Origin of the sequence: Flagellimonas flava (assembly GCF_050617915.1) — a bacterium.
GTDB lineage: Bacteria > Bacteroidota > Bacteroidia > Flavobacteriales > Flavobacteriaceae > Flagellimonas > Flagellimonas flava_A.
This window is the reverse complement of sequence record NZ_JBODQE010000001.1, coordinates 1107403-1121322: the sequence shown is the minus strand read 5'-3', so window position 1 is coordinate 1121322 and position 13920 is coordinate 1107403. Positions and strand designations below refer to the sequence as shown.

The window sequence follows — 13920 nt, the reverse complement described above, 5'->3', positions numbered from 1 at the left end:
ACTTTGGCTAACTTAATTCAATAAACTAAGCAAACTTACCTAAATGAAGAACTTTCTTTTTGTCGCAGCCGAAAACGATGCCTTGGCCAATTGCAAGGCTGGTGGAATGGGAGATGTAGTTCGGGATGTTCCCAGACAGATTTCGGAACATGGGGACAAAGTTCATGTGATTGTTCCCTCTTACAGCAGATTGCATCAGGATGGGCTTTTTAAGACCCATCTCAATTTTAGTCTTCGGGGACTCTCGTATACCGCCGAATTGTATGAGGTGAAGCCCAAAAAGGAATTTCCCAATATTGTCCACTATGTACTGCACCATCCAGAGATTGAAGCCGGGGACATAGCACATATTTATCACAATGACCCCGAGGAGCCATTTTATACGGATGCCATAAAATATTTCATCTTTAATACTGCGGTGGCGGAAGCGGTCAAGAAAGGAGCATTTGGGGACATCGATATTATTCATTTACATGATTGGCATGCCAGTCTGCTCCTATTTTTAAGAGCATATCATCAAGAGTATACCAACCTAAAGGATATCCGTTTTGTATACAGCATCCATAATTTGGCCATTCAGGGAATCCGTCCTTTTGATGACAACTATTCTTCTGTTAGAAATTGGTTTCCTGATGTGGTTTTTGACCATAGGACCTTAATGGACTATCGCTATCAGGATTGCATCAACCTTATGGCCGTTGGAATCCGCTTTGCGGATGCCGTGCATACGGTATCTCCTTCCTATAAGGAAGATGTAATGAAACCAAGCTCGCCCCCAGAGTTTATCGGTGGGGAAAGTCTGGAGCAGGATTTACGTACTGCCGATGAGGAAGGAAGATTGTTCGGGATTTTGAATGGATGTAATTACAAGAACATCAATATAGAGGAAAAAGGGTTTATTTACCGCAATACGGTCAAAGCACTGTTCCGATGGTTGCAAGAAGAATCCAAGAAGTACAAAGCGGACTTTTTGGCCCATACCGGGGAGAAGATCATGGAATATGTGGATAATCGACCCAAGTTCATTGCCTCAAGTGTGGCTAGACTTACAGAACAGAAATTCTACTTTTTTAGAAGGTCTCCAGAGGCATTTGTGGAGATTTTAAAGAAACTGGAGAAGGTGGATGGGATTTTCATGTTGTTGGGCACGGGAGCTCCAGAATATGAAGAATTGTTCAGGCAATTGAGCTATGAGCATAAAAACTTCGTTTTTACCAACGGGCAATCCGAAAGTTTAATAGATTCGATTTACTTGGAATCCGACCTCTATTTTATGCCGAGCCTATTTGAACCCTGTGGCATAAGCCAAATGTTGGCCATGCGCAATGGAAATCCCTGTTTGGTGCACCACACCGGTGGACTTAAGGATACCGTTAAGCACATGAAAACGGGCTTTGCCTTTGACGGTGATACGTACGACGAAAAGATAAAGAGCATGTTGGATGGTTTTGATCAGGCGCTGGATATGTTCCAGAATGATAAAGAGGCCTGGAAAAAAATGCAGACAGCTGCCAAAAAAATGAGGTTCACCTGGAAAAAATCGGTTGACAAGTACTACAAAGACCTCTATCAGTTCGATACGAAATAAGCTGTTTGAAACTTAACATTTATTTGTGTTTTTGCTGGCCTAGAAAGAGCGCCCAGAAATTGTTAATGGCTGCGCTTTTTCGTAATTTTCACCTTCTGTTTTATTAATCCTTTATTAGTTAAAATGTCGGACAAAGCTATACTCGAATATGCAGGTGAGAAATACGAATTTCCAGTTATCAAAGGCTCTGAAAATGAGCACGCTATTGATATCAAAACCCTCCGTGGCACTAGCGGAATAGTAACCATTGACCCGGGATATAAGAATACCGGTTCCTGTGAAAGTGCCATTACCTTTTTGGATGGGGAAAAAGGAATTCTGCGTTATCGAGGATACTCTATCGAAGATTTGGCCGAAAAAGCTGATTTTTTGGAAGTGGCCTACCTTTTGATTTTTGGGGAACTTCCCAATAAGGAACAACTGGAGACATTCCATAACGATATTAAGGAGGAGTCCCATGTGGACGAGGAAATGAAGAAGATTTTGGACGCTTTTCCGAAATCTGCGCACCCAATGGGCGTGCTGTCTTCATTGACCAGTGCCCTGGTGGCATTTAATCCCACTTCGGTTGATGTTTCTTCAGAAAAAGCCATGTACCACTCCATAGTGCGCATATTGGCCAAATTCCCTGTTTTGGTAGCTTGGACCCAACGAAAGAAAAAAGGATTGCCTTTGGATTATGGAGATGATAGCTTGGGTTATGTAGAGAACATCCATAAAATGATGTTCAAGAAACCTAGTCAGGAATACAAAAGGGATGGTATTGCCATTGATGCTTTGGATAAGCTTCTCATATTGCATGCAGATCATGAGCAGAACTGTTCCACTTCCACGGTTCGGATAGTTGGTTCTTCACACGCTGGTTTGTTCGCATCCCTGTCCGCAGGAATTTCTGCCCTTTGGGGCCCATTGCATGGAGGTGCCAACCAAGCTGTATTGGAAATGTTGGAAGCCATTCAAGAAGATGGCGGCGATACCAAAAAATACATGGCCAAGGCCAAGGATAAAAACGATCCTTTCCGTTTGATGGGCTTCGGTCACAGAGTGTATAAAAACTTTGACCCAAGAGCTAGAATCATAAAAAAAGCTGCGGACGAGGTTTTAGGAAATTTGGGCATCGATGATCCTATTTTGGATATAGCCAAAGGCCTGGAAAAGGAAGCTTTGGAAGATGAATACTTTGTAAAACGCAAGTTGTATCCGAATGTGGACTTTTATTCCGGAATAATCTACAGAGCCCTAGGAATTCCAACCGAAATGTTTACGGTAATGTTCGCTTTGGGAAGATTGCCGGGATGGATTGCCCAATGGAGGGAAATGCGTCTACGTGGAGAGCCCATAGGACGTCCTAGACAGATTTACATTGGTGAGAACCACAGACCCTTTGTCTCTGTGGCCAAAAGATAGTATAGTGTACATATTAAAAGATGGAGAGGCGACTTTGGGGTCGCCTTTTCATTTGGCATTTTTCTCTACAGTGTCAGAGGTAAGATTCAAGGACTTATCCAGTTGGTAACAAATTTGCATTGCTCCTAAAAGATAATAAGTCTTCGCTTCAGTTAGCGAGTCGGATTGCAGGGTGTTCCTATATTTATTGTATGCAGCATGCAAGAATTGGTGGGCTTCCAAAGCCGTAAGATTGTTTACAACGGAATCCATGGATTGCCTGTACTTTTCAAGAGAGCTGTCCATCTCTCTAAATGACGATGAACCTTCTACGCTGGATTGGGGCTGCTTTGTTAAATGCTTGGATAGATCCAGTGAATCAATACAATCGGAATATTTGGTGGATTGGTCAGGGGCATTGGGAGCCGGACCCCCAAAAGTAATTGGGAGGGAAACTTTTTCGGGGAAAATGCTTAAGGAGGCCAAACCAAGGCTCACCACTGCTATAAAACCGATGAATAGAACAATCTTTTTCATCCAAGGACTGTTTCTTCATTTAAAGTTAGTATTATCCCAGGTATTTTAGGTACGTTTGAACAGGAATTTTTGAAAATAAATCAAATTCAATATACTGAAAATCAATTAGTTAAATCAAACTGGGAGATTTGACATTTACTGTTATAAAAAGCCCCTGTGCAACTATGATATTTTCTATTTGGCGAAGTGGAAAATCGCTTGCAAAGCACTAGTTTTGCCATAGAATTTTTGAGGATTTCCTCCCATTACGGATAGTGACGCATCCTTTTGGAATTGAAAATTGAAACTATGATGCAATTGCATATTGAGAATGAAACCAGCCCATTAAAGGCGGTTATCTTGGGTACGGCCGAAAGCTGTGGTCCAGTACCTAAACCGGAAGAAGCTTACGACCCAAAATCCCTGGAGCACATTTTGGCAGGAACGTATCCAACCGAAGCGGACATGGTCAAGGAAATGGATGCTTTTGCCCAAGTGTTCCACAAACATGGAGTTACCGTTTACAGGCCTGATGTGCTGGTAGATTGCAACCAAATTTTCTCAAGGGACATTGCCTTTGTAATAGAAGATAAATTGTTTCATTCCAACATTCTGCCGGATCGCGAACGCGAATTTGAGGCGATTCATGGGGTACTAGAAAAAATAGACCCCAATAAAATTATCAGACCTCCAGAAGAAGTGCATATTGAAGGAGGGGATGTGATGCCCTGGAACGATTATATCTTTGTGGGGACATATACAGGGGCTGATTATCCAGATTATATCACGGCTCGAACCAACAAAGAAGCCGTGGAATTTCTAAAAGCACAATTTCCCCATAAAAAGGTCAAGGCTTTTGAACTACGGAAATCCAATACCAATGCCAAAGAGAATGCTTTGCATCTGGACTGCTGTTTTCAACCCGTGGGCAAGGGCAAGGCCATTCTACACAAAAACGGCTTTTTAGTGGAAGAAGAGTACCAATGGTTGGTGGATTATTTTGGAAAAGAGAACATTTTTGAGATTACCAAGGACGAAATGTATCAAATGTTCAGCAATGTATTTTCCATTTCGCCTGAAGTTGTGGTCTCGGAACAAAACTTTACCCGCTTGAACAATTGGTTACGTGAGCAAGGTTTCACTGTGGAGGAAATTCCCTATGCAGAGATTGCCAAACAGGAAGGACTGCTTCGATGCAGCACCATGCCCCTGATACGAAGCTAAACAGGCTTCAGTTATAGATAGCTTTCCAAATTCTCAGTCAATACAATGTCAATGGGGAATAGTTTTTTCTTTGGCACCACATTGTTGTAAAGTAGTTGTTCTGAAAGCAAACCAATGCAGGCATCACCTTGCATCTTTGGGTTTTGGTTGAGAAGGATGTTGATATTGCCTTTTCGCAATTGTGCTATGTTTTTAGGAACCAAATCATAGCCAATGACCTTAACGTTCGACTGCTTGTTCAGATATGCCGACAGTAAATGGGTCTTGGATGTGGTCACATAGATTCCCGAGATTTCTGAATATATGGATTCCAAACGTTCTGGAAAATTGTCGGAGCTAAAAGAAACCACCTCAATTTTCAAGTCAGGATTATGCTCACTGAAATAGGCTTTGAACCCACTTTCTTTATCCCTTAAGTGAATAGCATGGTCGGTATCAACACCAAGATGTGCAATTAGAACTTTCTGTTTGGGCGTATGCTCAATGATTTGATCCATCAGTTGTGCGGCAAGTCTTCCGCTTACTTTGTAGTCTTGGCCCACAAAGGTCGAATGGTCGATTTCCTCAATGGGGGTATTGATTAGCCCAATGGGAATACCCTTCTTTTCAACTTGTGAAAAGAGTGCTTTGAGTTCTTCGTAGAATATCGGGGCGATCAAAATGGCACTTGGACCTATCAGCATTGCCTCTTTCAACTTTTTTTCAAAACTCTCCTTACTTTTCTGATAGCGAAAATAACTGAGCATGATTCCAAATTGGGTCAATTTTTCTCCCGCTTCCGCTATACCCTGGGCGCATTGATCCCAGTATATATCCTGTTCATTGTGCTTGGGGATAACCACCGCAATGGTAAGGTCTTTATGTCGTTTTAAAGATCGGGCAATCAGATTGGGTTTATAGTCTATTTCTTTTAGAACCTTATCTACTTTCTCCCTGGCCTTTGCGGAAACATTACCTCTGTTGTTAACTACTCTGTCTACAGTGCCTCTGGAAACTTGGGCAAGCTTTGCAATATCTTCGAGGGTGTATTTTTTAGGCTGCACGTAAGGGTATTTAGTTCCAATAGCAATACATGATAGGATTTCAAATGGAATTGAACGGCATGTTAGGTCCAATCCGTCTTTTTCCTATCTGTGGACCAAAGTAGTGAAGTTATAGACGTTTAGCAATAAATAAAAATGCAAAATTCATAATAAAATATTAAAATATCTTATAAGATATCCGTTTTTATTAATAAATATATAATTGTGCTCGTGAACAATATGAAATATGTCAAAATAATGTAGATTTGCTCCGTCTGGTTTTTTGCTTGTTTAAGAGTAAAATCATAGCTGTCGTACAAACAACCTTTTTCAACCAAGTTTCTTAATGGAAATCTCGAACATTGATATTGCCATCGTCCTTGCTTATGTGATAGGGGTTCTGGTGCTCGGATTTTATCTTTCTAAAAGAGCTTCAAAGAATTTGGAATCCTATTTTTTGGGTGGCAACCAACTTCCCTGGTACTATTTGGGTTTGAGCAATGCATCAGGCATGTTCGATATTTCCGGAACCATGTGGACGGTTGGCATCTTGTTTGTCTACGGGCTTAAAAGTGCCTGGCTACCTTGGCTCTGGCCAGTATGGAATCAGGTCTTTGTTTTTGTTTACTTGGCCATTTGGATGCGACGTTCCAATGTAATGACCGGGGCTGAATGGATCACCTTCCGATTTGGAGATGGAAAAGGAGCCAAACTGTCGCACATCATCATCGTCATTTTTGCGGTTATTAGTGTTCTTGGATTCATCGCCTACTTTTTTGAAGGTATCGGGAAGTATTCCACTTCCATTTTACCTTGGGATTTGGGCTTTGACTTTTTGGGTTATCATGTTTCATCTGCAAAAAGCTATGCTTTGTTGATTTGCGGGCTCACTTCGCTCTATACGGTGAAGGGAGGAATGCATAGTGTTGTGGCCACAGAGGTTATGCAATTTGTGATCATGACCATTGCCTGTATCGGAGTTGGGATTATTGCATATAACATGGTGGATGCTGGTCAAATAGAAAAGGTTGTCCCTTCTGGTTGGAAGGATTTAATGTTCGGATGGAACTTGAATCTGGATTGGAGCAATGCTGCCTTTCCGCAGGTTAATTCCAAAATCTCCAAAGATGGCTTTGACCTCTTTGGACTGCTCTTTATTTTGATGGTGCTAAAGGGGATTTTTGCCTCGATTGCAGGCCCGGTACCTTCCTATGACATGCAACGGATTTTGGCCACCAAAACCCCAGGGGAAGCCGCCAAAATGAGCTTTTTGACCATTTGCGTGCTATACATTCCCCGTTATTTTATGATTGTGGGTTTCACAGTTTTGTCGCTAGTGTATTTAGGGCCTGAGCTTCTGGCAATGGGAGAAAACATCGATTTTGAACAAGTGCTGCCCATGGCTATCAACAAATTCCTTCCTGTAGGCTTGAAGGGTCTTATGTTGGCTGGGTTTTTGGCTGCCTTTATGGGTACTTTCGCTGCTTTTGTAAATGCAGCGCCTGCCTATCTGGTCAATGATATCTATAAAAAATACATCAACCCTGGAGCAACTGATAAACGCTTGGTCAGATTAAGTATATGGTCTTCCTTGGGCATGGTGATGGTGGGTATTGTTTTTGGATTGAATGCAAGCTCCTTAAATGAACTGATCTTATGGTTAAGTTCTGCCCTATATGGCGGATATGTGGCTGCCAACGTATTGAAATGGATTTGGTGGCGCTTTAGTGGAAACGGATATTTCTGGGGGATGCTCTTTGGACTGATAGCGTCCACGGTAAAGTTGTTTTTCTTCCCGGAATATGTGGACATTTTTGTATTCCCCATCATATTCCTGTTTTCTTTTTTGGGCTGCATTATCGGCACCTATATGGAGCCTCTTCCCAATCGGGAAAAAGTAAAACAGTTTTACAAGCAGACCAAACCTTGGGGATTATGGGGACCCATAAAAAAGGAAGTCATGCAAGAAGACCCATTCTTTGTCCCCAACATGGATTTTAAACGCGATACATTTAATGTGGTTGTGGGAATCATTTGGCAAATGGCCCAGGTGGTTATTCCTATCTATTTTATGCTCCGTGAAAACACCGAAATGGTCATTTGGTCCGCCATATTGATTTTGACCAGCTATTTGCTCAAAAAATTCTGGTGGGATAACCTTAAAAACATGGACTAGATGGACAAAGGATTAGCGATCAGCGCCACTTTTTTGGATGAAGTCAGCCATGATATTCCACACCAGAATTGGGGCAGAAATGAATGGGATACCGATTTTCAGCATATGAAGCAAATGGGAATCAATACCGTTGTGCTCATTCGTTGCGGCTATCAAAAATTCCTCGCCTATCCATCCTCATATCTTGTAGAAAATAGAGCCTGTTTTACCCCTCCGGTGGATTTGGTCCAACAATTTTTAGAGCTCTCGGCGAAGTATGGTATGGACTTCTATTTCGGAACATATGATAGTGGGGAGTATTGGAAAACTGGAGATATGACCCATGAGATTGAATTGAATCTTCGAGTCATTGAGGAAGCCTTTGAAATGTATGGACATTATGAGAGCTTCATGGGATGGTATATTAGTCTGGAATTAAGTAGAAAGACAAAAGGAGCTATTGCGGCCATTGCGCAATTGGGCAAACACTGCAAAGCGGTCAGCAATAATCTTCCGGTTTTAATCTCCCCTTGGATTGATGGAAAAAAAGCCATAATGTCTTCCGAAGGTATTACAACCAAAGACCATGCAATCTCCTTGAAGGAACACACCCATGAATGGGATGAAATTTTTAAGGGAATTAAGGGAGCGGTGGATATCGTGGCCTTCCAGGATGGTCATGTGGACTATGATGAACTTGAGGAATATTTGGTCGTCAACAAGAAACTGGCGGATACCTATGGAATGCAATCCTGGACCAATATTGAATCTTTTGATCGGGATATGCCCATTAAATTCCTGCCCATTAAGTTTGAAAAGTTATTGTTGAAAATGCATGCGGCCCAAAGGGCTGGCTGTACAAAGGCAATCACATTTGAGTTTTCCCATTTTATGAGCCCTCAATCCTCCTACTTGCAGGCAGGTCACTTGTACAATCGATATATGGAGCACTTTGGTGAATCCCTTAAAACCAATAAAAAGTAGATGGTTTGAAAAAATATGCCCAACTATACCGAACGGAGCTTTTGGAGCAGGTCATTCCATTTTGGGAGCAGTTTTCGGTGGATAAGGTATACGGCGGCTATTTCACCTGTTTAACCCCAGAAGGTACTGTATACGATACGGACAAATTTGTTTGGTTGCAAGCAAGACAGATCTGGATGTTCTCCAAATTGTATAATTCCTTGGAGTCAAGGGCAAGCTGGAAAGCAATGGCCAAAAACGGCATCGAATTTCTGGAGAAATTCGGTCGCGACGAAGGTGGAAATTGGTACTTCTCCCTAGACCAAAAAGGAAAACCCTTGATTCAACCTTTCAACATCTTTGCGGATTGTTTTGCCGCCATGGCATTTGGTGAATACTACAAAGTGGAGGGAGATGAGACCTATGCCAAAATTGCTTTTGACACCTTTCAAAATATTTTGGAAAGACAACACAACCCCAAAGGGAAATATAACAAAAAATACCCTGGCACGCGAAACCTCCAGGATTTTGCCCTACCCATGATCCTTTGCAATTTGGCCTTGGAATTGGAACACCTATTGGATGGAAAACAGGTGGAAGAATTAACAGATGCTGTCATTGACCTAATCATGAACCAGTTCTACGATGCCAAAACAGGTCTGGTTTATGAAAATATATCATCAACGGGAAAATTTGTGGACAGTTTTGAAGGAAGGTTGATAAACCCCGGACATGCCATCGAGGCCATGTGGTTTGTGATGAATGTCGGTTTAAAAAGAAAGGACCAGCAATTGGTCAACAAAGCGGAGGAAATCTTGTATCAACAACTGGAAAATGGCTGGGATGAAACACACGGAGGTATTTTTTATTTTATGGATTCCAAGGGTCATCCACCTGAAAAACTGGAATGGGATCAAAAATTATGGTGGGTACATCTGGAAACCTTGGTGGCCTTGGCCAAGACGTATGCTTTTAACCAAAGTCCCAAGGCTGAAGCTTGGTTTCGAAAAGTGCATGATTATACATGGAATCATTTTAGGGATCCGGCTAACGGAGGGGAATGGTACGGCTATTTGAATCGAAAGGGAGAAATTTTATTAGATTTAAAAGGAGGCAAATGGAAAGGTTGTTTTCATGTACCCCGTGCTCTGTTTGAAATCTCTAGAACTTTGGAAAATATCTAGTTGGAATGAAAAAGTTAGTCACAATACTTGTATGCTCAATGCTTCTTTGCTCGGTATATGCCCAAAAAGAAGTGGATATTGTTATTGTAGGTGGAGGTGCAGGGGGTACGTCTGCGGGAATTCAGGCCGCGCGCATGGGCGCAAAAGTTCAGATTATTGAAAAAACCACATGGCTGGGGGGGATGCTCACATCTGCAGGCGTTTCGGCAATAGATGGGAACCACAAAATGCCATCGGGGATTTGGGGCGAATTCCGTCAAAAACTATATGATTATTATGGAGGACCCAAGGCTGTCGCAACAGGATGGGTTAGTCACACTCTTTTTGAACCCTCCGTTGGGAAGTCGATTTTGACTGAAATGGCCAAGCATGACAATCTGGAAATTGAGTACAAGGCCAGCTTTGATCGTATCGAAAAAATGGATGGCAAGTGGTTGGTTCGATACAAAAAGAAGGGCAAATCATTTTTGACCAAGGCCACCATTCTCATCGATGCTACCGAAACGGGGGAGCTGCTACCTTTGGTTGGGGCTGATTTTCGTTTGGGAATGGATTCCAAAGCGGATACTGGGGAAAAGGAAGCGCCTGAAAGTGCCAATTCCATAGTACAAGATTTAACCTATGTAGCCATCCTAAAGGATGTTGGGGATGAAAAAAATCGCAGAGGCCTTGTAAAAAAACCGAAAAACTACAACCCTGATGCCTATGCCTGTGCCTGCAAGCGCGAAGGGGGTGAAATGTTTGGCTCGGTAGCTGATTGTGATCAAATGTTGACCTATGGCAAATTACCGAACAACAAATACATGATCAACTGGCCCAATTGTGGGAACGACTTTTTTGTGAACTGGCCAGAAATGACCCAAGTCCAGCAAGAAAAAGCATTGAAGCAGGCAAAGGATTTTACCCAAGGGTTTGTGTACTATATCCAAAATGAACTGGGCTACAAAAATTTAAGGTTGGCCGATGAATTTCCAACCAAAGACAACTTCCCAATGATTCCGTACCATAGAGAGGGTAGAAGAGCCAGGGGAAAAACATTTCTGGTTGTGGATCATTTGGAGCACCCCTATGATTTTAACTTGTACAAAACTGGCGTGGCCGTTGGGGATTATCCCATAGACCATCATCATGATAAGAACTCGGATACCCCAAAAATCGAATTCATCAATATCAAGGTTCCGTCATATTCCATTCCAATGGGCAGTTTGGTTCCGGAACAGGTGGATAACTTTTTGGTTTCCGATAAGAACATCAGTGTGTCCAACATTGTCAACGGAACCACTCGGTTGCAACCGGTGGTCTTGGGTATTGGACAGGCAGCAGGAACTATCGCGGCCATCACTGTAAAGGAGCAAAGAAATATAGCTGAGGTGTCCATTCGGGAGGTGCAGCAGGCGCTTTTGGAGAGCAAGGCCTATATTATGCCGTTTGTGGACGTTACACCAGATGACCAGGCTTTTGAATCCATACAGCGAATTGGAGCTACTGGGATTCTCAAAGGATTTGGGATACCCTACAAATGGGCCAACGAGACCTGGTTTTATCCTGATGGGATTGTCTCGGAATTTGAATTGAAAAATGGCCTTTTGCCGCTATATCCGAAGTTAAAAAATGAGCATGCTTCTGGAGCTGGTGTTACACCGCTGTTCTTGGCAACTACATTAAACAAGGTGGATCAAGAAATCACCTGGGATGTCATTAAGGAGATTTGGGGTTCAGAAGGTATTGAGATTCCATTTTCCACATCTACGCAGCTTGACCGACGTACTGTTAGTTCCTTGATAGATAAGTTGTTAAACCCTTTTGGGATTGAGGTGGATTTCCATGGAAATTTCAAATAAAAAAAAGCCTTTATTGAGACTTTTTCTTGCCTAAGATTGTTGCAATTGCACGTATATTTACCCTCGCAAATAAAAAGAAAAAGATAAGCGAGCAATGCAGATTACCAATACCATTTTAATGGTTCGTCCGGCCACCTTTCGCTCCAATGAGGAAACGGCCGTGAACAATTATTATCAAAAGTCCAATATAGATTTAAGCGATGCCGAGCTTTTGGAAAAAGCCCAAGCTGAATTTGATGCTTTTGTGGATAAGCTTAGAAGTCATGGGGTTAACGTAGTTGTGGTAAATGCGGTGGAAGCCGATGACACTCCGGATGCCCATTTCCCCAACAATTGGATATCCTTTCATGCCAATGGTACAACCGCGCTGTATCCCATGTTTGCTGAAAATAGGAGAAGGGAACGGCGGGAAGCCGTTTTGGAAACCTTGGAAGAAAATGGCTTTACCATTGAAAATGTGGTGGACTATTCCTCAGCGGAAGCCGAAAATCTTTTTTTGGAGGGCACTGGCAGTATTTTGATGGATCGAGTGAACAAAAAAGCGTATTGTGCCTTGTCCCCAAGAGCGGATGAGGAGCTTTTTATCGAATTCTGCGAAGACTTTGAGTATACCCCAGTGATTTTTACCGCCAACCAGACGGTAAATGGGGAACGTATGGCCATTTACCATACCAATGTGATGATGGCTTTGGGAGAAGATTTGGCTGTAATCTGTTTGGATAGCATAGATGACAAAAAAGAGCGCAAAAATGTGGTGAACCATTTAAAGGAAGATGGGAAGGAAATTGTAGCCATTACGGAGGAGCAGGTAACCCATTTTGCAGGGAATATGCTTCAGGTAATAGGTGCCGATAACCAAGCCCATATGGTCATGAGTGCGGATGCATACCAAAGTTTAACGCCATCCCAGCTTAAGACCCTGGAAAAACATGGACCCATTATCCATAGTGATCTGCATTGGATCGAAACTTGTGGTGGGGGCTCGGCTCGTTGTATGATGGCTGAGGTTTTTTTGCCGAAAAATTAAGACGGTCAGATAATAGTTCATTTTATATCTTGATTGAGCTCTAATATAAGTCAGGGTTCAATATGGAAAGTCCAATCAAACTTAGCTCAGCATTGTTGGTTTTAGGAGCGTCTCTGTGTATTGGATGCACCAACCCAAAAGGTATTGTCAAGTTTGAACTAGGAAACCTTTCTACAAAAGCCGTAGAGTATGCCTGTACATTTTCTTCAGACGGCAAGGAAATCTACTTTGCGAGAAGTGAACAAGCATGGGGCAGTGGGGATATGAAAAGTGCCATTTACCATGCTGAAAAGAAAAATGGTAAATGGTCTACTCCTAAAATAGCTTCCTTTTCAGGAACCCATGACGACAGTGACCCACACTTGACCAAAGAAGGAAATACGCTGTATTTTATTTCCAATAGGCCATCAGCTAACGCAACTAGATCTGCAGATATTTGGAAGGTGACCAAAAATGAAAAAGGAACATGGGGAAAACCCACGATTTTATCCTATCCCATAAATTCTGAAAAAACGGAATATTCCCCCCGTACGGATGGGGAAGGGAACCTCTATTTTGCCTCGGACCGACCCGGCGGTTACGGACAGGGAGATTTGTATGTGTCTAAATTGAAAGATGGGGAATTTCAACCGCCTATAAACATGGGAAATACCCTTAACTCGCCCTTTGGCGAATGGAACTTGGAGGTCAATGATAAAGGCAACCTGATTATTTTTGAGGCTTCGCAACGCGATACCAACGTATCACCCTATGGAGATCTCTATATCAGTTTTAAGCAGGATAATGCGTGGACACAACCTCAAAATATGGTGGAATTGAACACTTCTGGCAGTGACCTTTATCCCTATTTAACCAAGGATGGAAAACATCTTTATTATACTAGCAGCGATAGTTTAAAAGGGAAAAGCACCCATATTTATGTGACTGAGTTTAGGAAGTTGCGTTGGAAGTATGAACAGCAGGCCAAGAACTTGAAGGATTGAATAAAACATTGAAAAGGGCCGCTAAGCGGCC

At 42.3% G+C, this 13920-nt stretch carries 11 protein-coding genes; 9 read left to right on the top strand and 2 right to left on the bottom strand.

All coding sequences use genetic code 11. The annotated features are described in order from the left end of the window. Positions 1-43: 43 nt before the first annotated feature. Together ACRHOZ_RS05125 and ACRHOZ_RS05120 are read left to right on the top strand one after the other, a co-directional pair. A complete protein-coding gene (locus tag ACRHOZ_RS05125; RefSeq protein WP_431123090.1) occupies positions 44-1588 on the top strand; it encodes a glycogen synthase in 1545 nt (514 codons plus the stop codon). Positions 1589-1711: 123 nt separating this feature from the next. Then, positions 1712-2995, top strand: coding sequence for a citrate synthase (locus tag ACRHOZ_RS05120; protein WP_431123087.1), 1284 nt, complete (start codon positions 1712-1714; stop codon positions 2993-2995). Positions 2996-3043: 48 nt separating this feature from the next. Here the strand turns inward: ACRHOZ_RS05120 and ACRHOZ_RS05115 are convergent, their stop codons facing one another. Continuing rightward, on the bottom strand, positions 3044-3511 hold the full coding sequence (locus ACRHOZ_RS05115) for a hypothetical protein (protein WP_431123085.1): 468 nt from the start codon (positions 3509-3511) through the stop codon (positions 3044-3046). A 288-nt stretch (positions 3512-3799) separates the two neighbouring features. On the opposite strand from ACRHOZ_RS05115, the gene ACRHOZ_RS05110 reads away from it, so the two are divergent. Beyond that, positions 3800-4714: a dimethylarginine dimethylaminohydrolase family protein gene (locus ACRHOZ_RS05110; protein WP_431123082.1), complete on the top strand. Its 915-nt coding sequence runs from the start codon at positions 3800-3802 to the stop codon at positions 4712-4714. 11 nt (positions 4715-4725) lie between these two features. On the opposite strand, the gene ACRHOZ_RS05105 is transcribed toward ACRHOZ_RS05110, so the two are convergent. Beyond that, complete coding sequence (locus ACRHOZ_RS05105; RefSeq protein ID WP_431123080.1) at positions 4726-5757, bottom strand: LacI family DNA-binding transcriptional regulator; 1032 nt, start codon at positions 5755-5757, stop codon at positions 4726-4728. Between the two features lie 325 nt (positions 5758-6082). On the opposite strand from ACRHOZ_RS05105, the gene ACRHOZ_RS05100 reads away from it, so the two are divergent. The 6 genes from ACRHOZ_RS05100 to ACRHOZ_RS05075 all read left to right on the top strand — a co-directional run bounded on the left by ACRHOZ_RS05100 (position 6083) and on the right by ACRHOZ_RS05075 (position 13889). Next, the gene (locus tag ACRHOZ_RS05100) at positions 6083-7912 is read left to right on the top strand and encodes a sodium:solute symporter family protein (protein ID WP_431123078.1); all 1830 of its coding nucleotides are present in this window, start codon (positions 6083-6085) and stop codon (positions 7910-7912) included. Next, a complete protein-coding gene (locus ACRHOZ_RS05095) occupies positions 7913-8875 on the top strand; it encodes a DUF4434 domain-containing protein (protein ID WP_431123076.1) in 963 nt (320 codons plus the stop codon). Positions 8876-8880: 5 nt separating this feature from the next. Further along, positions 8881-10038: an AGE family epimerase/isomerase gene (locus ACRHOZ_RS05090; protein WP_431123073.1), complete on the top strand. Its 1158-nt coding sequence runs from the start codon at positions 8881-8883 to the stop codon at positions 10036-10038. Between the two features lie 5 nt (positions 10039-10043). Next, entirely contained in the window at positions 10044-11879 is a 1836-nt protein-coding gene (locus ACRHOZ_RS05085) for an FAD-dependent oxidoreductase (protein WP_431123072.1), read from the top strand. Positions 11880-11973: 94 nt separating this feature from the next. Continuing rightward, positions 11974-12906 (top strand): citrulline utilization hydrolase CtlX, encoded by a 933-nt coding sequence (ctlX, locus tag ACRHOZ_RS05080; protein WP_431123070.1) that lies wholly within the window; start codon positions 11974-11976, stop codon positions 12904-12906. Positions 12907-12968: 62 nt separating this feature from the next. Next, positions 12969-13889, top strand: a complete 921-nt coding sequence (locus ACRHOZ_RS05075) for a hypothetical protein (RefSeq protein ID WP_431123068.1) — start codon at positions 12969-12971, stop codon at positions 13887-13889. Positions 13890-13920: the final 31 nt, after the last annotated feature.